The sequence below is a fragment of the Vibrio sp. R12-SW3-ISO1 genome (assembly GCF_059834005.1).
In genome coordinates, this window is record NZ_JCBDGK010000047.1 from 93,211 (window position 1) to 116,163 (window position 22,953).

General features: G+C 50.2%; 18 protein-coding genes. 8 read left to right on the forward strand and 10 right to left on the reverse strand.

Going from position 1 to position 22,953, the window contains the following annotated elements; genetic code table 11:
- Positions 1-60: 60 nt before the first annotated feature.
- The 3 genes from AC6R0R_RS14690 to AC6R0R_RS14700 form a co-directional block, all read right to left on the reverse strand.
- Entirely contained in the window at positions 61-3,213 is a 3,153-nt protein-coding gene (locus tag AC6R0R_RS14690) for an efflux RND transporter permease subunit (protein WP_500627215.1), read from the reverse strand.
- Between the two features lie 9 nt (positions 3,214-3,222).
- Positions 3,223-4,365: an efflux RND transporter periplasmic adaptor subunit gene (locus AC6R0R_RS14695; protein WP_500627216.1), complete on the reverse strand. Its 1,143-nt coding sequence runs from the start codon at positions 4,363-4,365 to the stop codon at positions 3,223-3,225.
- A 98-nt stretch (positions 4,366-4,463) separates the two neighbouring features.
- On the reverse strand, positions 4,464-5,024 hold the full coding sequence (locus tag AC6R0R_RS14700) for a GNAT family N-acetyltransferase (protein WP_487901456.1): 561 nt from the start codon (positions 5,022-5,024) through the stop codon (positions 4,464-4,466).
- Between the two features lie 241 nt (positions 5,025-5,265).
- On the opposite strand from AC6R0R_RS14700, the gene AC6R0R_RS14705 reads away from it, so the two are divergent.
- Positions 5,266-6,393 carry an acyl-CoA desaturase gene (locus tag AC6R0R_RS14705; protein WP_500627217.1) on the forward strand — a complete coding sequence of 376 codons (1,128 nt, stop codon included), beginning with the start codon at positions 5,266-5,268 and terminating at the stop codon, positions 6,391-6,393.
- Between the two features lie 139 nt (positions 6,394-6,532).
- On the opposite strand, the gene AC6R0R_RS14710 is transcribed toward AC6R0R_RS14705, so the two are convergent.
- The 4 genes from AC6R0R_RS14710 to AC6R0R_RS14725 form a co-directional block, all read right to left on the reverse strand.
- Positions 6,533-7,732, reverse strand: a complete 1,200-nt coding sequence (locus AC6R0R_RS14710; RefSeq protein WP_500627218.1) for a type III PLP-dependent enzyme — start codon at positions 7,730-7,732, stop codon at positions 6,533-6,535.
- Positions 7,733-8,042: 310 nt separating this feature from the next.
- Positions 8,043-9,302: a DEAD/DEAH box helicase gene (locus AC6R0R_RS14715; RefSeq protein WP_500627219.1), complete on the reverse strand. Its 1,260-nt coding sequence runs from the start codon at positions 9,300-9,302 to the stop codon at positions 8,043-8,045.
- A gap of 36 nt (positions 9,303-9,338) precedes the next feature.
- Positions 9,339-9,923: an acyl carrier protein phosphodiesterase gene (locus AC6R0R_RS14720; RefSeq protein WP_500627220.1), complete on the reverse strand. Its 585-nt coding sequence runs from the start codon at positions 9,921-9,923 to the stop codon at positions 9,339-9,341.
- Between the two features lie 58 nt (positions 9,924-9,981).
- Complete coding sequence (locus AC6R0R_RS14725; RefSeq protein ID WP_334551932.1) at positions 9,982-10,104, reverse strand: hypothetical protein; 123 nt, start codon at positions 10,102-10,104, stop codon at positions 9,982-9,984.
- 334 nt (positions 10,105-10,438) lie between these two features.
- On the opposite strand from AC6R0R_RS14725, the gene AC6R0R_RS14730 reads away from it, so the two are divergent.
- Positions 10,439-11,641 (forward strand): aromatic amino acid transport family protein, encoded by a 1,203-nt coding sequence (locus AC6R0R_RS14730; protein ID WP_500627221.1) that lies wholly within the window; start codon positions 10,439-10,441, stop codon positions 11,639-11,641.
- 208 nt (positions 11,642-11,849) lie between these two features.
- Positions 11,850-13,016, forward strand: coding sequence for a peptide-methionine (R)-S-oxide reductase MsrB (gene msrB, locus AC6R0R_RS14735; RefSeq protein ID WP_500627222.1), 1,167 nt, complete (start codon positions 11,850-11,852; stop codon positions 13,014-13,016).
- A gap of 69 nt (positions 13,017-13,085) precedes the next feature.
- On the opposite strand, the gene dbpA is transcribed toward msrB, so the two are convergent.
- On the reverse strand, positions 13,086-14,402 hold the full coding sequence (gene dbpA, locus AC6R0R_RS14740; protein WP_487901541.1) for an ATP-dependent RNA helicase DbpA: 1,317 nt from the start codon (positions 14,400-14,402) through the stop codon (positions 13,086-13,088).
- Positions 14,403-14,589: 187 nt separating this feature from the next.
- Complete coding sequence (gene folE, locus AC6R0R_RS14745; protein ID WP_334551936.1) at positions 14,590-15,243, reverse strand: GTP cyclohydrolase I FolE; 654 nt, start codon at positions 15,241-15,243, stop codon at positions 14,590-14,592.
- 220 nt (positions 15,244-15,463) lie between these two features.
- On the opposite strand from folE, the gene moeA reads away from it, so the two are divergent.
- The 4 genes from moeA to AC6R0R_RS14765 all read left to right on the forward strand — a co-directional run bounded on the left by moeA (position 15,464) and on the right by AC6R0R_RS14765 (position 20,451).
- Positions 15,464-16,699 (forward strand): molybdopterin molybdotransferase MoeA, encoded by a 1,236-nt coding sequence (moeA, locus tag AC6R0R_RS14750; RefSeq protein ID WP_500627223.1) that lies wholly within the window; start codon positions 15,464-15,466, stop codon positions 16,697-16,699.
- Positions 16,700-16,713: 14 nt separating this feature from the next.
- Positions 16,714-17,472 (forward strand): molybdopterin-synthase adenylyltransferase MoeB, encoded by a 759-nt coding sequence (gene moeB / locus AC6R0R_RS14755; RefSeq protein WP_500627224.1) that lies wholly within the window; start codon positions 16,714-16,716, stop codon positions 17,470-17,472.
- Positions 17,473-17,549: 77 nt separating this feature from the next.
- Positions 17,550-18,383, forward strand: coding sequence for a sulfurtransferase (locus tag AC6R0R_RS14760; protein WP_500627225.1), 834 nt, complete (start codon positions 17,550-17,552; stop codon positions 18,381-18,383).
- 121 nt (positions 18,384-18,504) lie between these two features.
- Entirely contained in the window at positions 18,505-20,451 is a 1,947-nt protein-coding gene (locus AC6R0R_RS14765) for a methyl-accepting chemotaxis protein (protein ID WP_500627226.1), read from the forward strand.
- 48 nt (positions 20,452-20,499) lie between these two features.
- Here AC6R0R_RS14765 and AC6R0R_RS14770 read toward each other — a convergent pair whose 3' ends face one another.
- Positions 20,500-21,498, reverse strand: coding sequence for a sugar-binding transcriptional regulator (locus AC6R0R_RS14770; protein WP_334551941.1), 999 nt, complete (start codon positions 21,496-21,498; stop codon positions 20,500-20,502).
- Positions 21,499-21,995: 497 nt separating this feature from the next.
- On the opposite strand from AC6R0R_RS14770, the gene tal reads away from it, so the two are divergent.
- On the forward strand, positions 21,996-22,946 hold the full coding sequence (gene tal, locus AC6R0R_RS14775) for a transaldolase (RefSeq protein WP_500627227.1): 951 nt from the start codon (positions 21,996-21,998) through the stop codon (positions 22,944-22,946).
- Positions 22,947-22,953 lie beyond the last annotated feature (7 nt).

A 22,953-nucleotide genomic window follows, 5' to 3' on the forward strand; every position in this document is an offset into this window, starting at 1 on the left:
AAACGCTCTGCCACATGGCAGAGCGTTTTTTTATGCATTCAACCGTATGTAAAATCCAAGTTATTCATCATCCAGCGGAATTAATTTCGTCGGACCACCATGTACTTTTTCCCTCTGCCTCTGCACCAAAGCGTAGAAACCTGGGATTAAGAAAGTACCTGCGAGTAGAACACACAACAGCCCGCCGATAAGAGAAACACCTAACGAGTTTTGACTGATGTGGCCCGCGCCATTGGCAAAGATCAATGGGAAGATCCCTAAGATAAACGACCAAGACGTCATATTAACGGCGCGAAAACGCAGCTTACCGCCCTGAACTGCCGCCTCATCGATTGGTGATTCTTTCTCTTCGCGCTCGACCTTAGCGAACTCGACAATCAAAATGGCGTTTTTCGCCGCCAAGGCAATCAGCAGCACCAGTCCGATTTGCGCATAAAGATTGAGTGGCATTCCGGCAAGGTTTAACGCCAAGAAAGATCCGAGCGTTGCGACTGGCACAACCAAGATGATCGCCAGTGGAATACTCCAGCTTTCATACTGCGCCACCATGAATAAGTAAATAAAAATCAACGCCAGCGCGAACGCAAAGATCGCTTGGTTACCGGCTAAGACTTCTTGGTAGGCCATGCCTGTCCACTCGTATTGGTAGCCTTGTGGTAACACTTCCGCCGCGACGCGCTCCATCGCTTCAATCGCATCGCCACTGGAGTAACCCGGTGCCGGTTGACCTTGAATAATGGCGCTGCGGTACATGTTGTAACGCCATGCCACATCGGGCTCAAACACCTGCTCGTAGCTGACCAAAGTGCTCAGCGGCACCATCTCTCCCGACTGACTACGCACATGGAAACGTTGCAAATCGTCCATGCCGCGGCGGTGCTCGCCATCGGCTTGCATCGTGACGCGGAAGTTTTTTCCAAATAGGGTGAAGTCATTGACATAGAGTGAACCCAGGTTGCCTTGCAGCGTCTGGAATACGGACGACAACGGCACACCCAATTGCTGCGCTTTCTCGCGATCAATATCGATGTAATAGTGCGGAACGTTCGCCCTAAAGGTACTGAAGGTATACGCGATCTCAGGTTGCTGATTGGCCGCTGCAATCATCTGCCCCATGACCAGCGCCAGATCGGTTCGGCTACGTCCCAACGTGTCTTCGAGTACGAACTCAAACCCAGACGCGGCGCCCATGCCTGGCACGGCGGGCGGTCCCATTGCGAATACAACCGCCTGCGGCAGTGTCATCGCTGCGTTGCCGTTGATCCGTTGGGCAATCGCGTTGGCACTGTGATCACCTGTGAGCGCATTGCGCGTATCCCAATCATGCAATTTAACGAACAGAGATGCACCGTTTGACGCTGCGGCACCGGTCATAAAGGAGTAGCCATTCGCTACCGTCACGCCATCTACGCCCGGCTCCTGGCTGACCAAATCAATCAGCGAACCCGTGACCGCCTCGGTCCTCGACAAAGATGCAGAGTCAGGCAACTGGACATTGATCAACATGATCCCTTTGTCCTCTTGGGGAACAAACGCGGTAGAGGTCGTTTTAGCGAAAAAGCCGACCGCTACCACGGCCACTACAAAGAATCCAGTCAATAAAACGGTCTTTTTCACCAAGAAACCCGCGATTTGACCATAGCGATGCGTCACTTTATCTAACCCGCGGTTGAACACGTTAAACCAACGGGCGGTATTGCCTCCGCCTTGTTTTAGCACCAAAGAACAGAGTGCCGGCGAGAGGGTCAGCGCGTTGATCGACGAAATCACCACAGAGATACAGATGGTTAACGCGAACTGACGGTACATAATGCCGGTAATACCCGGCAACATAGCAACAGGTAAGAACACCGCCAGCAACACCAGTGTCGAGGTAATGATCGGCCCTGTCACCTCTTTCATCGCCAGCAAAGTGGCTTTACGCGGGGAAATGGTCGGGTCTTTCGCCATCGTGGTATCCACGTTTTCGATGACCAAAATCGCGTCATCAACCACAATACCGATGGCCAGAATCAAACCAAACAAGGTGACGGTGTTAATCGTAAAGCCCGTCGCTTGCATGATGGCAAAAGTACCAATCAAGGAGACCGGAATGGCAAAGACCGGAATCAAGGTCGCTCGCGCGCTGCCTAAGAACAGGTAGGTCACCGCAATCACCAACAAAATCGCCTCAATGAGGGTTTTGACCACCCCTTTGATCGATTCAGCGACAAACACTGTGGTGTCATAACTGGTCTCATACGCCATGCCTTCTGGGAAGTTGGCGCTCATGCGTTCAAGCAAATCCATCACCGCTTGACCACTTTCCAGCGCATTGGCATCCGATTGCAGTGATAACGCGACGATCGATGCATCGCGGCCACGGAACTGACCACTGCCGTCGTAAAACTTTTTGCCCAGTTCCACTCTTGCCACATCTTTCAGATAGACAGTCGACCCATCCTGGTTAGCGCGCAGCACCACGTGCTCAAACTCTTCAACGCTCTCCAAGCGCCCTTTGGTGACCAAGTTAAACTGCACTTCCTGAGTTTCGCTATACGGAGCAGCGCCCACTCGACCGGCAGCTACTTGCACATTTTGCTCACTGAGCGCGGCGTAGACATCTGATGTGGTCAGTTTCAGGTTCGCCATCTTGTCTGGATCGAGCCAAACACGCATTGCGTATTCGCCTCCTCCAATAACGTTCACTTCACTGATGCCTTTCACTCGCGCGAGCTGATCTTTGACGTTGAGGTTAATGTAGTTGATCAAAAACTGATCGTCATACTTACCATCGGGTGAGTAGAAGTTAAGTACCATCAGCAAATCGGGCGAGCGCTTTTTCACCGTCACCCCAACCATACGGACTTCTTGGGGCAACTTGGACTCAATCTGCGAGACACGGTTTTGCACGTTCACCTGCGCCATGTCTGGATCGGTTCCGACATCGAAGGTGACATTGAGGCTGTACGAACCATCGTTAGCGCTTTTTGATGACATGTAGATCATGTTCTCAACGCCGTTAACCGAGGTTTCTATCGGATCGGCAATGGCTTGCTCAACGACTTCGGCACTCGCCCCGGTGTAAAACGCGCTCACGCTGACCGAAGGAGGACTAATTTTCGGGTACTCAGCCACCGGCAAGATGGCCAATGCAATCGCCCCAGCTAAGGTTAATATGATCGAGATGACCAGCGCGAACTTAGGGCGCTGGATAAAGAAACGACTCAGCATCCTGCCCCCTTACGATTGCGTCGCATTTGTCGACGTTTCATCTTGCGGTGAAACATGGACAGGCACGCCATTACGGACACGTTGCAGACCTTGGGTAATCACCTGCTCGCCAGCCCTCACGCCATCTCGAATGATGACCCCTTGCGGCGTTTGCTGACCAAGCGTCACGTTGCGGCGCTCAGCAATATCCCCCTTTGCTAGGATCATAACAAAGTGCCCTTCTAAGTCGGTTTGTACTGCACGTCTTGCGACCACTACCGCCGGCTTTGCTTGCTTCTCTCGCAACTCAACACGCACATGTTGCCCGGGAAGCAAGCGATAATCAGGGTTTGGCACACGCGCGCGCATCGCGATGGTGCCCGTATTGAGATCGATACGATTCCCTAGATAGTCCAGCTCGCCAAAGTGGTCGAAAGGTTGACCGTTTTCAAGCACCACCTGAACTTCGACAGAGTGGGCCCCTTCACGGCCATCGCCTTTAATTGAATCCATCCCGAGGGCTAAACGTTCACGTTCACTGACGCTAAACGCCGTGTGGACAGGGTCAAGACTGACGAGCGTTGTCAGCACACCACTTTGCGGAGAGACCAGATCGCCGGTGCTGAAGTGGCTCTCGCTGATACGACCCGAAAAAGGTGCGCGAATTTGGGTATACGAGAGATTGACCTCAGCCAAGTTGACTTGCGCTTTGCCTGCTTCAACTTGCGCTTGTGCGCCAAGCAAGTTGGCATTCAAATTGTCAAATTCTGACTGCGAGATGCTGCCTTTGGGTAACAGGTTTTTCCCACGTTCGAAATCGAGTTGCGCCTTTTTCAGCGCGGCGTTGGCCTGCGCCAAGCTTGCTTTAGCACTCGCCAATTGCGCTTCAAATGAAGAAGGTTCGATAGAGAAAAGCAGTTGACCTTTTGCCACCATCTGCCCTTCGTCAAAATGGCGCGCTTTAAGGTAGCCTGTCACTTGTGCCGTGATGTTGGTGTCTTCCAGCGCCTCCACGCGGCCAATGTAGGATTTGCTTTCTTGGTAGGAAATTTCAGTGACAGGTTCAACGACCACTAACGGCGATGATCCACCTTGGGCAGCCGTAGAAGAATCGTTGCAACCTGTAATAAAAAGCGCACTGGTGAGCGCAGTGATGATTAACGTCTTTTTCATGATAAACCGCTAATGAAATGAAATAGGTTCATCATGAACATAAACACAATTCACATCGCTTCTGTCCGAGAAGTATCAGAGCGATACCGCATTGTGTATCAGTTTGTAACTAAACGCCTTTGCAGTAGGTTATCAACTTGTTGATACAAAACGTCGGGCGATGGCCAGGTATAAACCAGCTCTGGAACTTGAGTACCACATGGGGCATTCCATAGCCTCTCTTGTGCTAACTGACCACCAATATGCTCATAGAAATCAATCGCCTGCTGGTTCCCCTTGAGTACTTCAAGATACACCCCGTTATCAGGGAAATACTGGCGTGCCCAATCGGCGATCGCTTTGAGTAGTGTCAGGCCAATACCGCGACCGCGAAAGTAGTCATCCACATGAAGGGCATCAATGATGGTGCCGCGCTCAAAATCATGATTACCAAAACCACACACAAAGCCGCACAATAGCCCACCTTCTTCAATCACATACACCGCTTGATTGAACGGTGGATTGGTTAAGCGCGTTTGCCAGATGATTTTACGTTCGGATTGCACCTCTTCTCCGAGATACGCTTTAGATAGGATGCCAGAATAGAAGCGTTGCCAACTTTTTGCATGCAATCCTGCTATACGCTCGAAGTCGCTATATTCCGCTACTTTTATTTCCATTTATAGTTCCTTATTACTTCCTGTAAGGATGAATCACACATTCATACTATTGAACATTTAACAAAAAGCCAAACATCCTGTCAAAGATAAGCAATAAATCCGAGCCTATTTGGTTCACTTTGCTAACAAAACAGTGAATTACTCTGTTACAGATTTAGCTCTCAGTCCTTTCAACTTTCGTTTGACTTACACGTGTACGCTGACTATTCTAGCGAACACGTGTTAGCTGAAGGTTTGCATCATGTCGATTAAAGAAAAGCCGCCTCTCATTTGGGTCAATGTTTTACTGTTTATTTCTACCTTTTTAGTCGCTGCGATTGCCGCTCCGTGGTATGGCATCGAGTTTGGTTATCAGTGGCAACACTGGTTCTGGCTGGTGGTGACGTACTCGTTTTGTAATCTCTCCATTACTGCAGGCTATCATCGCTTGTGGTCGCACAAAACCTACCAAGGTCACTGGTCAATCCGATTGCTGTTTGCGCTCGGTGGTGCCTTTGCTCTGCAAAACAGTATCCTCCATTGGAGTTCTGACCATCGCGTCCACCACAAACACGTCGACAACAATGACAAAGATCCCTACTCGGCTAAACGCGGGTTTTGGTTTTCTCACATTGGCTGGATGCTAAGAAACTACAATCAAGAGACCTACGCCGATTACGCCAACTGCCGCGACTTACAGAAAGATAAGATCGTGATGTGGCAACACAAACACTATCTCTTACTCGCATTGCTGACCAACCTTGGTATTCCTGGGGCCCTTGGCCTTCTATATGGCGATGTTTGGGGCATGGTGTTGATGGTGGGCGTCGTGCGTTTGGTGCTGAGCCACCACTCCACCTTCTTCATTAATTCATTGGCGCACATCTGGGGTGCTCAACCTTACACGGATAAGAACACCGCACGTGACAACGGGATTCTCGCGTTCTTCACGTTTGGCGAGGGGTACCACAACTACCACCACATCTTTGAAAATGACTACCGCAATGGTATTCATTGGTGGCAGTACGATCCGACTAAGTGGCTAATCAAAAGTTGTGAATGGGTAGGATTGGCGGAGAAACTTCGCGTGACTCCCAAGATTAAGATAGAGAAAGCGCGCGCAAAAATGACGCTAGAGCGAGCCAAATCTAACATTCGCTCTATGCCAAATGCGAGCCTCATCAGCGATACGCTCAACAAAGAGTTTGAGCAGTTGATGAGCAAAATGACCGACTACTACGAGGTGAAGAAGCAGGTCCTCGAAGCGAAGAAAAGCAACATGGTTGAGCGCTACGAGCAATCCCTCTTAAAACTGCGCTATCAACAGTTGAAACAGGATCTCGCCGCACAAAAACGTCGCTGGGAAGGACAGATCGCTCAATACGCCTAATCAGAGCACATTGTTCAGTCTAAAGTATCTAAAGTAAAAGCCTTAAATGATCAAAGGGAGCTGACGCTCCCTTTGTTGTATTCATGTTTCGATAATGGCTTGTCTTGATTAGAGTGCCGCTCTAGCCGCACTCTTGCTATTAGCCAATCATACGCTCGTCTTGTACACGATGCTCGTTGATCAACACCGTCGTCGCACGTTTGAAAAAGTTGAAGTCGGTCGCGGTCGCACTGGTGTACGCACCCATCATTCGGCCCACGACCAAGTCACCATTTTCGAGCATCGGTAGCATGATGTTTTCCGCAATCACGTCAATACTGTCACAGGTTGGACCTGCCAGTACGCTTGGCATCATCTCGCCACCTTGCTTCAGTACCGCCATTGGGTAAGGCGCATCATCAAACATGAGACCACTGAACGAGCCATAGATACCATCGTCTAGGTAGTACCACATCTGACCTTCACGCTCCGCTTGGCCCATTACCGATGCCACACTGGTTACTGCCTCTGCCACAATAAAACGTCCTGGCTCAGCAATCACCTGCACTGTTTCTGGTAGGGTAGCAAGCGCTTGCTTGATCGGTTGGCAAAACTCATCAATCGGCATCACTTTTTGTGTATAGCACACTGGGAAACCTCCGCCGATATCTAAGGTACTCAGTGCAGGAAGCCCTTTCGCCACCACTTTGTCCATAACATCACGGCAGGCGTGAATCGCGTCGACGTATTTCTGCGGGTTCATCGTTTGTGATCCCACGTGGAAAGAGAGCCCTTTAATGCGAATATTCCACATTTGCGCTGTCTCGATGATCACGAGCGCTTGCTCTGGCGTGCAACCAAATTTCTTCGACAAATCGGCAAACGCTTCATTGTTGCGAAAACTCAAGCGCACTAGCAGCTCAACTTCATCTTGATAAGGCTTAAACTTCGCCAATTCGTTCAAGTTGTCGACCACAAACACGTTGCAACCGTACGCTAAGGCATCACGGATATCGGCATCACGTTTGATTGGGTGAGTATGAATCGTGCGCTCAGCAGGCACGCCCTGCTCGGCCACCAATTCCACTTCGCCGGTAGTGGCAAGGTCAAAACTCGCCCCTTCTTCAAGCAGAGTGCGAACAACAGCAGGGTGTGGCAGTGGCTTAAGTGCGAAGTGCAAGGTGACATTCGGCAGTGCACGGCTTAGCGCTTGGTAGCGTTCACGAATGATGTCGCAATCGAGGAGCATCAAAGGTGCCCCATATTGGCTCACCGCTGATTCGATGAATTGCGCTTCACTCGCTGCCATCGCAGGGGAAGCAAAAGATTGAAAACCAAGTACTGAGTGTGTGTTAGCCATGATAGCTTTCTCCAACAATTTAGGCATTGCTCGTCGCGCTGCCCTATTGGAGGGGTAAGCAAATCGATGAACAATGGAGCGTCAATAAAGCGCAATACGCGCAGTCAAAGTCACTCTTGGATAGTTGCTCTATCGCCTTGCCACAAAACAGAATGTGATGTACTCGGATTGGCTATCATCAAGAAGCAGGGCGATAGTAAGGTCATGAGTCGGTCAGTGCAATAGGAAATGAGCAAAAGAAAAGAGACTTATTTTTATCGTCTAGATAAGGATTCTTTATTCACTCCACACGATGACCTAACGCCTGTGATCAGCCTTTTTTCTTACCGCGTCCCGCATGAATTTTCAGCTTGGCTTTCATTTTACGCTTTTCCGATGAACGGCTTTTTTTCCTTGGCGCACGATCAGGTTCCATCTCTTCAATCAGACTCGGTTCGAAGCCCGCCAGCCACTCTTGTGGCAAGCGCTGATCAAGCAAACGCTCAATCGCCTCAAGCAGATACTCTTCGTCTTTTGCCATCAAAGAGACCGCTAGCCCGGCTTGACCCGCGCGACCCGTACGGCCAATCCGGTGGATGTAGTCTTCCGCTTTGTAAGGTAAATCGAAGTTCACCACCTGCTCTAATTGCGCAATGTCTAAGCCTCGCGCGGCGACATCCGTGGCAATCAACGCACGTACTTTACCTGATTTGAAATCGTCGAGCGCTTGTTGGCGTGCCCCTTGGCTTTTATCACCGTTGATAGAAGCAGCCTTAATGCCATCTAACTTTAACTCTTTGGCCAACGCATCACTGCCCTGCTTGGTTTTGGTAAAGACCAACACCTGCTGCCAGTTTTTAGATCCAATCAAATAGGCCAACAATTCCGCTTTGCGTTTTTTGTCGACCGGATAGACCATCTGCTCCACTTTCTCAGCGGTACTGTTGGCCGGAGACACTTGCACGACTTGCGGATCATTGAGCATTTTGTGCGCCAGCGTTTTAATGCGTTTATCAAAGGTGGCAGAGAAAAACAGCGTTTGGCGATCTGGGTTTGTCACTTTGAGAATGCGCTGAATATCCTGCATAAAGCCCATATCCAACATGCGATCCGCTTCATCCAACACCAAGTAACGTGTTTTCTTAAGTTGGATGTGTTTGCAGTAGAGGTGATCAAGCAGGCGCCCAGGCGTTGCGATCAAAATATCACAGCCATTGGCGAGGTGACGCGTTTGTACATTGATGCTTGTGCCGCCATACGCGGTGACAATGTGCAACTCACTGGTCTGATTGTACGCGCTGAGATTGTCGTACACTTGCTGCGCTAACTCACGCGTGGGCACCACGATCAACGCCAACACATCGTTGCTTTGTGGATCGCGCTTTAACGCCGCTTGGCTCAAAAGTTGGATAATCGGCAAACCAAACGCGGCGGTTTTCCCCGTACCGGTTTGCGCACCGGCCAACAAATCGACTCCTTGCAGTACTTTTGGAATGGCCTGCTCTTGTATGGCTGTGGGCGTATCGAAACCCAAACGTTCCACCGCTGCGACAAGCGAAGAATCAAGACCAAGTTGAGTAAATAGAGACATTGTGCAATTCCAAATAGAGTCGGGTCGGCGATTCTATCAGAAACTCTGCGCAGCGTTGAGTACGTCTGAATACAATTGGTCGAAAATCGCCATTAAATGAGCAGATTCTCGGCTTAAATCCTCACCGCAATGCGCCAATGGCGTCATTCTAGGCGAGCGCTGAGCAATTCGGCTCAGTGCAAAGCGGATGTTGTCGAGGTCTTGATACGAGCTCAACCATTGACCTTGGTGCATTGCGTTAGCAACACGCATAAAACGTTCAGGTAGTGGCTGCTCTGTCTGCTGAGCTTGGCGTAGAACGGTGCGCATCGCAGATTGACTGAATTGCTCAAGCGAGACGGGATGATACTCATCAAAGCGGCAGGCTAACGCATGGTCCCAGAACATATCTAACGCGATGGGCGCATAACGCCTTTTTTCACGGGCGAAAAGCAACTTTGCCTGCGCGGTTAATGGGTGGCGATCGGTGTACGAATCGACAAATCGGTGCAACTTAATGCCATCCACCACTGAAGGATGAAAACGCCCCTCGGGATTGCCTTTAACAAAATCCCCGAGCAAGTTTCCCATTAGGTTTGACTCACGCGCGGTCGCGATATGTAGGTGAGCGAGGTAGTTCATAAAACACAAAGCCAGCGCATCCGCACTGGCTATTCTCTAAAAGAGGGTTGGGTAACACTTACTGACCAAAGAGTTCTTTGGCGAGTTCTAGTGTTTCTTCATCGTAGTTCGATAAATCAAACCCGATTTCCATCGCATCGAGGAGTTCAAGATTCTCTTCGTTGATTGCTTGGTCACTCATAGGACCTCCTTATTCTTCATTTCCCCTGCTCGAGCCTCGAGCAGGTCTCCTTTATACGTCTGTTATATGACACTTTTTTGAAAAGTAAAACCCCTTGGCACTGGATAGCGCACCGAGATCCAGTGCAAAACGTTTGCATGACTGCCAGAATAGGCATTACACAGCCAACTGTAAACAATGGTGCACAGCTGTGGAGTTTTATCTGTACATTTCTCTTGATTTCAAGGGAAAGCTCCAACATAATCGCCATCAAGATAAATAAAGCACTAACCCTGCCCTTATTAACGCCATTATTCTCTAACCAAACACCAACAACACGTAAAGAATTTAATACATGTCTAAATCAAAGGTTTTCGGTAGTACTTTGATCATTGCTGGTACCACCATAGGTGCGGGTATGCTTGCCCTGCCACTTGCGTCCGCTGGAATCGGATTTTCCACCTCTCTACTCATCATGCTCGTGTTGTGGGCGCTGATGGCATACACCGCGCTATTGATGGTCGAGTTGCATCAACACGCCGACGCCAAAGCGACACTGCACACATTGGCCGAGCAATTTCTCGGTAAGCGAGGCAAGTGGCTCGCCAGTTTTGCCATGATGTTTCTCTTCTATGCACTCTGCGCTGCTTACATCGCAGGGGGTGGCGCGCAGTTTGGTGAGCGTATAACGCAAATTGCCGCAATTGAGGTCTCACCTGCCATCGCCACCATCGTATTTACACTCATTGTTGCTGTCGTCGTGACCATTGGCACAAGCACCGTGGATAAAGTCAATCGCGTACTCTTTAGCGTGAAGCTGCTCGCGATGGCGTTGGTGCTGACCTTCCTAGCACCCAATGTGACACAATCTTACCTACTGAGCCTTCCGATTGAGCAAGGTTTGATCATCGCCGCTATTCCCGTGATTTTCACCTCATTCGGTTTTCACGGCAGTATTCCCGCCATTGTGAATTACTTGGAGGGCCACACGACCTCACTGCGCCGAGCGATTATGATTGGCTCGGCGATCCCCTTGGTGATTTACCTATTTTGGCAGTTGGTGACTCTGGGCGTCGTCAGTCAAAGTACGCTGATGGACAACCAAGGCCTGAGCGCACTCATTCGCACTTTAGGCGAACAGGTCCATCAATCTAACTTGGCGCAAACTATCGGCCTGTTTGCTGACCTTGCGCTGCTGACTTCCTTCCTCGGTGTCAGTTTGGGCTTGTTCGAGTTCCTCGGCGATTCGCTGACGACATCGACGCGCCGCCCGAATCGTTGGGTTATTGGCCTCGTGACCTTCTTGCCGCCGATGGGCTTTGCGCTTTTCTATCCTGAAGGTTTTATTATGGCACTCGGTTACGCTGCGATTGCCTTGGCGGTATTGGCGATATTCCTACCTGTATGGATGGTGAAGCGCTCAAGACAAACTCACCAGAGCGCAGGCTATCAAGTCATCGGTGGCAACATAGCGCTGAACATATGTGGGCTGACTGGGCTTATCATTGTCGGCGCGCAAGTGCTCATCACTGCAGGTTGGCTCCCGGCTCTGGGGTAAGCGACATTAATCACAAGCGAGTATGAAATTTGGAAAGGCAGCGTGGCTGCCTTTTTTGCGTTATGGGTTGTGGGTTGTGGGTTGTGGGTTGTGGGAGAGAGTTTGATCGTTGGGGGTGGAATAGGAGTATAGGGAGACGATTTTATGTGAAAGTTTTTCGTAACTGGCTCTGTCTTGTGTAGAGATAGTCAAATTCAACGAGGTTGATATGAAACTGAACAGTCACGTGACCTTAGCCCTTATTGCCATTGCGGCAGTGGCGACGTCTTTTCTTGGTCATACACAAAGCGCGGAAGTTAGCCCCTCAACGAGCGCCGCTCAGAATACCGCTCAGATAGAAACCGCAACGCTCGCCGGCGGATGTTTCTGGTGCACGGAATCGGATCTGGAAAAGTTGAACGGTGTGATTGATGTAGTGTCCGGCTATTCCGGTGGTGAGCTCGACAATCCGACCTATAAACAAGTCTCTTCAGGCAAAACCGGGCATATCGAAGTGATTCAGGTGACCTTCGATGCCTCTCAAGTAAGCTATGAGCAAGTGCTCGATCAGCTGCTGCGAAATATTGATCCTACCGATGACCAGGGCTCGTTTGTTGACCGAGGTCGTCACTATCGCCCCGCTATTTTCTATCACAATTCACAACAGCGCGATATTGCCAGCCAATTCCTCGCCGATGTGGACAAGTTAGGCGTGTTTAAAAAGCCACTGAAAGTGGAGCTCATTGCGTTTGATACCTTCTGGCCTGCAGAGGAGTACCATCAGGACTACTACAAAAAGAGTAAAGTGCGTTACAACTACTATCGTTACGCATCTGGACGCGACCAATATCTGGACTCGATTTTTGGTGAAGACCGCAACGAAAACCCAGTGACGTTACGTGAGATGATCGACCAAAGTTCCGGTCAAGCCAGAGGCTCGACGTCAGAGGTGAAGACCTATGTGAAACCGAGCGATGACGAACTCAAAGCTCGCCTAACCGATCTGCAATACTACGTAACCCAAGAGGAAGGGACTGAGCGCCCATTTGACAACGAATATTGGGACAACAAACAAGCTGGCATCTACGTGGACATCGTCACTGGCGAACCGCTGTTTTCATCAACGGATAAATATAAATCGGGCACAGGCTGGCCGAGCTTTACCAAGCCGATCGATGAGCGTTACATTGTCACTAAAACCGACTTTAAGCTCATCTACCCAAGAACGGAAGTACGCAGTCGATTCGCTGACTCTCACCTAGGCCACGTCTTTAAAGATGGTCCGGCGCCAACAGGGTTACGCTACTGCATGAACTCAGCGGCGATGAAATTTGTTCCGCTTGAGGAGATGGCTAAACAGGGCTACGAGCACTATCTCTATTTGTTCGAAGGCTGATTGAATTGCCATAAAAATAGCCAGCGTCATTGCTGGCTATTTTTGGCTTTCCATCGGGTGTAATAACGATTATTTCATCACACGCGCTTTGAAGGTGCGGCCTTTCATCTTACCGGTTTGCAGCTGTTTTAATGCCGTTTTGACGGCATCATGCGTCACCGCGACATACGACACCATAGGTAGGATGTTGATTTTGCCAATCTTACTGCCATCAATGCCCGCTTGTTTGGTCAACGCTCCTAAGATATCGCCCGCGCGCACTTTTTGCTTCTTACCGCCGAGGATTTGGATGGTTTGCATCGCTGGATAATAGGGTCTTTCCATCGGCTTTTCCGGCACCGATTGTGGCGTGATCTCTATGTCCATGTACTCTTCAATTCGCGCTACGCGGTACTGCTCTTTTTCACTGAAAAAGCTCAATGCCATCCCTTTTGCGCCCGCACGACCGGTACGGCCAATTCGGTGAACATGCACTTCAGGATCGCGTGACAGCTCAAAGTTGACCACCGCATCAAGGTTATCGACATCTAATCCGCGCGCCGCCACATCGGTGGCAACCAAAATAGAAATGCTCTTGTTGGCAAAGCGAGTCAAAGCTTGTTCACGTTCACGCTGTTCCATATCGCCGTGTAACTCGACCACGCTAAAACCGCGCTGAGACAACTCATCCGTCACGTTTTGCACTTCTCGCTTGGTGTTACAAAACACCACAGACGACTCCGGTTTATGCGTCAGCAGCAATGCCTCCAGAGCATCGTCTCTTTGCTCGGTACTCTCCAGTTGGAAAAACTGCTGAGTAATGGTGCTGCTTTGGTGGGTTGACTCGACTTTGACGATCTTAGGCTCGCGCATCACTTTGTGCGCTAAGCTGTCGATGTTGGTTGGGAAAGTAGCACTAAACAGCAAGGTTTGACGATCTGTTGGCGCCTCAGCCAAAATGGCATCAATGGCCTCTTCAAAACCCATGTCCAGCATTCGGTCCGCTTCGTCTAATACGAGAGTGTTCAGCTCATCAAGATTGATACGACCTTTGCTGAGGTGATCCAACAAACGCCCCGGTGTACCGACCAATATATGCGCGCCATGCTCTAATGAGCCAATTTGAGGGCCCATTGGCATGCCGCCACACAGCGTCAGTACCTTAATGTTGTGAATGCCTCGCGCTAGCGTGCGGATCTCGGTCGCCACTTGGTCAGCCAGCTCTCGAGTAGGACACAGCACCAATGATTGAACACGAAAACGACCGACATTCAGATTGTTCAGCACGCCAAGAGAAAAGGTCGCGGTTTTACCAGAGCCCGTCTTCCCCTGACCAATGACATCCTGCCCGTCGAGAATAAGCGGCAACGCCTGCTGCTGAATGGCCGTCATCTCAGTGTAGCCCATCGAATCTAGGGTCTGCTTGAGTTCGGTTTTGAGGTTAAGTTGGTCAAATGAAAGGTTCACTCTGGTGTCCTTGTTGTTTCAATATGGGTTCGCGCGGTGGCGACTGCAACAAGCGCTTGGTCTGCGCTCGTAACGCTTAAAATGGGTAAAACGAAAAACCGCTTCACAAGAAGCGGTTTTTACTTATCTATCGAATACCGTGTAAAAACTCATGTCGGGTCGCGGGGTTCGATTTGAAAATCCCCCCCAACGCCGTGGTGGTGGTTTCGCTGGTCGCGTCCATTACGCCACGAGATTTGACACAATAGTGAGTGGCATCGATCGTTACCGCGACATCGTCCGACTCCAATAAGGTTTGCAAGGCCACCAAGATCTGCTGAGTCATTCGCTCTTGGACCTGTGGACGCTGAGCAAAAAAGCGCACGATGCGGTTAATTTTGGACAACCCAATGATTTTACCACGCGGGATGTACGCCACCGCGGCACGACCATCGATCGTCACTAAGTGGTGCTCGCAAGTACTCGTCACGGTGATGTCTTTAACACGGACCATCTCACTAACGTTCATCTTATTTTCGATCACGGTGATCTTAGGGAAGTTGGCGTAATCCAAACCAGAGAAAATCTCATCCACGTACATTTTGGCGATGCGATGCGGCGTCTCTTCCAAACTGTCGTCACTTAGGTCTAACTCAAGCAGGGCGAGGATCTCACGCATGTGATGCTCGATCTTCTGCTTCTTTTCGTCTCGGCTAAATTCGTTGGGCACCATCGGGGTTTCTAACCCGCGACGTTCTAGCGCCTCTTTTACTAACTTCGCGGACTCGCTAAGACCTGACATTCGACTTCCTCTTAATACTCTAACTGCCGTCAAATCGGGGTATTTACCCCTTTCGGATGGCTGACAAGGATACTCGGATTTTTGAATAATTACATCCACATTTTACTGACGGGGATTGATTTGTGCTGCTTTTTGTATGGTAGAGTGTCAACCATTACGTCAACCCCAAAAGCCTGTGGTTATTTGGGGTGAATAATAATCAAACAACGGAATTTACTCTATGGGATGCTGTGACGCACCGGGCCTAATGCCCATTGAAGAAGCGATGGAAAAAATGCTATCGCCGATTAAGCCGATTCAAACCACCCTACGCTTACCGCTCGCCGACGCGATCGGTTTTGTCCTTGCACAAGATATTCTCTCGCCTATTAATGTGCCCCCTTTTGATAACTCTGCGATGGATGGCTATGCCATCAGGCGTGCGGATCTGTCCAAGCAAGCGATCTTGCCACTGGCGGGTAAATCTTTCGCAGGCCAACCGTTTGAAGGTGAATGGCCAGCAGGAAGCTGCATTCGCATCATGACTGGTGCGAAAATTCCTGACGGTGCCGACGCCGTGGTCATGCAAGAAAACACCGAAGTGAGTGATGAGGGTATCCGCTTTCTGCAAACCGATGTCAAACCCAACAACAATATTCGCCCGACTGGAGATGATATTCGCCAAGGCGATGTGGTGTTACCCAAAGGAGCGAGACTGACGGCCCGCGATATTCCCATGATCGCAACCTTGGGGGTAAGTCATGTTGACGTGGTACGTAAGCCTCGCGTGGCGTTTTTCTCCACAGGGGATGAATTGAAGCCGCTCGGCGAGCCTCTACTTGACGGACAAATCTACGACAGCAATCGCTACGGCATCAAACCGCTGATTGAAAATTTTGGCTGTGAGCCGATTGATTTAGGCATAGTGCCCGATTGCCCTGAAACGCTGGCCGCGACATTTGAACAGGCGCAAAGACTGGCCGACGTGGTGGTGACCTCGGGGGGCGTCAGTGTCGGTGAAGCGGACTACACCAAAGACATCCTCGAACAGCTCGGCGAAATTGGTTTTTGGAAGCTGGCGATCAAGCCGGGCAAACCGTTCGCGTTTGGTCAACTCTCCAGTGCGTGGTTTTGTGGGCTGCCGGGTAACCCCGTCTCTGCGGTTTTGACCATGTACGTGCTGGTGCAACCCATGTTGGCAAAATTAGCCGGACACACGCAGTGGCAGGCGCCGCCAATGATTCCAGCCGTGACCCACACCGCCTTCAAAAAATCGCCGGGGCGTACCGATTATCAACGTGGGATCTACCGAATTGAAAACGGGCAATTTGTGGTTGAAACGACGGGTAATCAGAGCTCTGGCGCCTTTCGTTCTATGAGCCTTGCCAACTGTTTCGTGATTTTGGAGCGCGAACGGGGCAATGTTGCTGAAGGCGAAACCGTTCACATTCAGCTCTTTAATTCAACCTTGTACTAATAAGGGGGGGGAACTTGGTGATGTTATCTGATCAAGAAATGCTCCGTTACAATCGCCAAATTATCTTGCGCGATTTTGATTTTGACGGTCAAGAAGCGCTCAAAGAGGCCTCTGTCCTCATTCTGGGCGCTGGGGGCCTTGGCTGCGCGGCCAGTCAATATCTCGCCGCCGCAGGCATCGGTACCTTGACCTTGGTTGACGATGATGAGGTTGAGCTATCGAACCTTCAGCGCCAAGTGCTCCATCATGACCAAGACATTGGCAAGAAAAAGGTCCAATCTGCGGCGGTGTCTCTACGCCAATTGAATCCGCACGTCGTCGTGCATACCGTCGAGTCGCGTTTGGACGACATTCGTCTCTCCCAGCTGATTGGCGTTCATTCTCTTGTGATCGATGCCAGTGACAACGTAGAAACACGCAATCAGCTAAACCGCCTTTGCTTTACTCATCAAGTCCCGCTTGTTTCTGGCGCAGCGATCCGCATGGAAGGACAAGTGAGCGTATTCACCTACCAAGACGCGCGTAAACCCTGTTACCAATGCTTGAGCGCACTATTTGGCGCCAATGCGCTGAGCTGCGTGGAGGCCGGCGTTATGTCTCCAGTGGTTGGTATTATCGGCGCGATGCAGGCACTCGAGGCGATCAAAGTCATCACCCACTTTGGTCAACCTTGTGAAGGTAAACTCCTCATGTTTGACGCCCTGACGCTCAACTGGCGTGAAATGGCACTCATGAAACAACCTGATTGTCAGGTCTGCGGCTCACAGCAGTAACCGCCTGTCTGGACGTCGCTCAAATCACATCTAACAGGCGCACCTAAATCAGCACCGAAAACGAATAAGGAAAGTCAATGTCAGCACTCGTTAACGCCCACTGGCTCCATGAGCACCTTCATCGCCCTGAGCTGGTGGTATTGGATGCCAGTATTTCATTCCAGATCCCCAATACCCCTGCGCCAGTGCTTGATCAGGTGATCCCCGGGGCACTGCGCTTTAACTATGATGATTTTCACGATCCAAGTTATGGCTTACCGCATATGATGCCTAGTGAAAGCGCCTTTAACCGTCAAGCCCAAGCATTGGGTTTAAACAAAGACAGTGTGATTGTGGTGTACGACAATACGGGCACTTTCGCATCGCCGCGTGCGTGGTGGATGCTAAAATGCATGGGCCACGAGCAGGTCTCTGTGCTTAATGGCGGCCTACCAGCTTGGATAGCGCAAAGTTATGCGACACAACCAACCCACAATGCACCCAAAGGGTTGGGTAACTTCGAGGGCCAACGTAGCCAAGCTGGATTTATTCATGCGGATGCTGTCCTAGAGTTTGCTAACGCAAAATGCGCCACTATACTTGACGCCCGCTCACAAGCCCGATTTGATGCCCAAGTACCGGAACCCAGAGAAGGGATACGTAGTGGTCATATTCCCCACTCTCAATGCTTGCCTTTTTCTTTACTCATCGACAACGGGCAAATGAAAGGCCGTGATGCTCTCGCTTCGGCATTTGCCTCACGCCTTGCGTCGCACAAGGACAACCAACCGTTAGTATTCAGCTGTGGCTCGGGCGTCACTGCGTGCATTTTAGCCCTCGCGGCGTATGAGCTAGGCCATCGCCAACTGCAGGTCTATGACGGTTCATGGACGGAATGGGGAAGTCGCCCTGACCTGCCTATCGAGTGCTAACCCACTCACTATTTAGTGGTAATTCGCTTCTAAACTAAAGTTTTATTTGTTCAAACATGGCGCTTCTCCTATTTGCGTATACGCTTAATTGAGGTTTAACGGATTAATGCGGAGAAGCGGCATGATCAACCTGACGATCGCAAACAAACTAAGGCTTGCGTTTGCCACTTGTTTAATATTTTTCGCCATATCAGGCTGGTACAGCTATCAGGGTATGACGGGCGCCAGTCAAAACTTCAAACAGTACGGTCACCTTGCCAAAGAAACGACACTGGCCGGTGAGATACAAGCCAATTTTCTCAAAGTCCGTTTAAGCGCCCTGCAATACGCCAACACGCTCTCCCCCAAGCAACTTGATATCTACAACCAACGCTACAACAAATTGAACAGCATCATCTCAGACGATTTGAAGCTCACCGATGATCCACTGCGTACCAAGCACCTCAATGCGGTGCTCGACGAGGCAAAACAATTCCATCAAGCGTTTGATGTGGTTAAGCGCTCCGCCGAGCAAGTGGAGCAGAAAGTGTTCGTTGACATGGTGGAGTTGGAGAAAAAGGCCCTATACGACCTCGAATCCATGATTGAATCTGCGCACAGCAACGGCGATGCCGATATTGAGTATTACTCGTCGATGGTGATGGAGAAATTCTTACTCGCTAATATCGAAGTGCTCAATTACCTTCACAAAGAGAAGCCCGAAACCATCGAGACCATTCGTGCCTATTTTAAAACTGAAATCCCAGCGCTTGAAAAACGTTTCGCCGATCTCATTACCTCTAGCCAAGATAAGGCGCTGCTCGCTGAGTTCATTGTGCAGCGCCAAGCCTATGAACAAGGTTTTGAGCGAGTCATTACCCTGAGAGACACTCAGCATCAAGCAGAAAAGAGCATGCTTGAGTTGGGCGAAGACATCTCTCATGAGCTCGAAGCGATCAAGCTTGAATCGATGGACCAGCAAGTCACACTTACAGAGGTGCTAAGTGAACACAAAGCACAAACCATTGAAATGATTGTGATTCTTACTCTGCTTGCCATTCTGGTGTCACTTACAGCAGCAGTCATGATCACGCGAGCGATTCGACAAGGGTTGATGAAGGTGCAAGAGGTCTCAACCTCCCTTGCGGAGGGCGATCTATCGATAGAGGTCGAGGTCAAAGGTAAAGATGAAATTGCGCAGCTATTACGCAATATGCGCAACACCATTGAATCACTGCGCGATATTGTTGCGACGGTCGCGGACTCGTGTATCAAAGTCGGACACATGTCAGAAGAGTTGCAGGCGATCACGCACACCACAGACCAATCCGCGGATCGTCTTCGTGCCGAAATGGATCAAATTGCCTCCGCCGTGCAGCAGCTTTCCACCAGCACGACCGAAATATCGCAAAGCGCCACAGACGGAGCCAATTTCACTCAGCGCGCGGGTCAAGACATCAGTGAAACCCTAGGTGACGTAGAGAAAACGTTGCAGGCCATTGAAAGTGCAGATGAAGCCATGTCTATTGGCTCTGAACAAGTGCTCGCGCTTTATGATCAATCCATGAACATCGGCTCGATATTGGAAGTGATTCACGGCGTTGCAGAGCAAACCAACTTACTCGCCCTGAACGCGGCGATTGAAGCGGCTCGTGCTGGTGAACAAGGACGTGGTTTTGCTGTCGTAGCTGATGAAGTAAGAACACTTGCCAAACGTACTCAAGATGCGACGGGCCAGATCGAGGCCATGATTCGTGAATTGCAATCTGGGGCGGAATCGGCTCGAAAATCCATCGATTCGAGCCACGATAAAGTCACACACGTCAATACCCAAGCGCAGGTCACATCCGGTAAGCTCAATGCGATTCATGGCACCATCGGTGAACTCGAAGACTCCAATCTGCAAATTGCTGCGGCAGTCGAAGAGCAGTGCATGGTCACCAATTCTGTAAGCGAAAACATCACTGAAACCGCCAACATCACTCGAGATAACAGCGAAACCATCAAACACATTGCGATTTCCGCTACTGAACTGGCAGAAGTGGCGCAATACCTCGACATGCAAATGAAACGGTTTAAGACCGCTTAATCCAGTTCACAAACACGTAAAACACCACCGCGCCCTGACGCGGTGGTGCTAGTTTGAATCCCCCGCTGGGTTCATTTGTTCATCCAAGTTCAATACGGTCAAAGCATTGCTGACACTGGTCGCGATAACATCGATAACGCCGGTTCGCAATGCGCCCAGCAGAGCCAAAGGCTTACTGTTTTCTGCCGCTATGGCAATCACCTGCGAAATGGGCCTAAATTCTTCTATGCCCAGCCCTATCACCCTGTCGCTCATCACTGTGGTCGCACTTACGCCGTGGATGTCAAAAAAGTCATAGCCAGCAAAATCCCCGACGATCCCCTGCTGCATACGCGCCTGAACGACTTCTTCCGCACTGAACCAGCCCAAATCGACCATATAGCTGTTTTCACTCATGTCACCGATCCCCACTAGGGCGACATCGGCTTTGCGCGCGAGATCTAACGTCTGCTTTACCGTACCGTTTTGCATAAACGCCAGTTTTTGTTCGCGGTTCTCTGCATAAGCGGGGGCGTAGAGGGTTTCTGAACTGCCGCCATAACTTTTGGCAAACTGACGGCAAATGTGGTCAGCATTAAACATCCCACCGCGCGGGTGTATACCGCCAATCCCACAAACAAATTTCACCTCGCGTTGTGGGATCACACCGACATGGTGAGCGACCGCTGAGACGTTGCGCCCTTGCCCGACCGTCACCACAGTGCCATTTTGTAACGTGCTCGCCATATAGCGCGAGACCAACCCCGCCACTTGCTGGCGCTGCAACTCTTCACTGGGCTGATCGAGCGCGACGAGTGCCCGCTTCACGCCAAAGCGCTCTATCAAGCGTTGCTCAATTTTGGCGCTGAACACTGGGTGATATTTGACGGTAATTTCAACGATGCCCTCGTCACGGGCCTGCTTTAACATCCGTCCGACTTTGGCGCGCGAGACGGCAAATTTTTTGGATATTTCTTCCTGGGTTGCCCCATCTTGATAGTAAGCCACCGAGATTTCTGTCAATAGATCAGTGCTATCAACCGAGACCTCTTGCTGTGTTTTACTCATGCTTCACCTTTATTGTCCTTGTAATTCAATCAGGACTTACCGAGTTAGATGGAATGTATATCCGTCTGTAACAAACGCTCAAGCTCGTAGCATATGTCACCCTCGCATTAAATGCCAACATTTGCTCAGAGCCGATACATTTTCTCACAAGAATTTTGACCCAGTTCAACCCAGTGTTCTTACTAGCTTTGGCTGCGCAAACGTTTCATCAATTTTTGGCGTCATGTCAAGACAAATAAAGCTTGATAAAGCTCACTGAACATCAGGATCTAGCATTGACTTTAACCCCAGATCAGATAATTATGGACCCATCATTTACTCAACGTTAGAGCAAATGTTCACAACAACTGCTCAGACGCTGGAAACATTGTGGTCGTGGTTCGCCTTTTTATGACACTAACGCATCAAATTTATAAGACGATCCGCGCACTCGCTTGCCAATGCACCGCACACATCTTAGGTAAGGATGTGGACACCCAAGAAATAGGATGATCGAAATGAGCAACAAACTCGCACAACTTCGTAAACTGACAACTGTCGTCGCTGACACTGGTGAACTTGAAGCGATAAAAAAATACCAACCAGAAGACGCCACTACGAACCCATCTTTGATTCTTAAAGCGGCACAAATTGCTGAGTATGCCCCTCTTATCGATGACGCCATTGCCTATGCAAAATCTCAAAGCAACGACAAAGCGCAACAAGTTCAAGACACCTGCGACATGCTGGCTGTTAACATCGGTAAAGAGATCCTAAAAACCATTCCGGGCCGTATCTCTACCGAAGTGGATGCTCGCCTCTCTTACGACACCGAAGGCAGTGTCGCGAAAGCACGCCAACTGGTGAAAATGTACAATGATGCAGGCATCACCAACGATCGCATCCTGATCAAGCTGGCTTCTACTTGGGAAGGTATCCGCGCAGCAGAAATCCTTGAGAAAGAAGGCATCAACTGTAACCTAACGCTTCTCTTCTCTTTCGCTCAGGCTCGTGCGTGTGCTGAAGCGGGTGTATTCCTCATCTCGCCATTCGTTGGCCGCATTATGGACTGGTACAAGGCGAAGGAAGGTCGTGACTTCGAAGCTCAAGAAGATCCAGGCGTACTTTCTGTTACTAAGATCTACAACTACTACAAAGAGTATGGTTACAACACCGTCGTTATGGGCGCAAGCTTCCGTAACATCGGCGAAATCCTCGAACTCGCTGGCTGTGACCGTCTCACTATCGCACCTGCTCTTCTTGCTGAGCTCGAATCAGCTGAAGGTGAAGTGGTTGAGAAACTGGTTGACTCTAAAGGCGCCGCTGAGCGTCCAGCACCAATGACACACGCTGAGTTCCTATGGGAGCACAACCAAGACCCAATGGCGGTTGAGAAGTTGGCAGAAGGTATCCGCAACTTCGCTGTCGACCAAGGCAAACTTGAAGCCATGATTGAAGCGAAACTTTAATCAACAG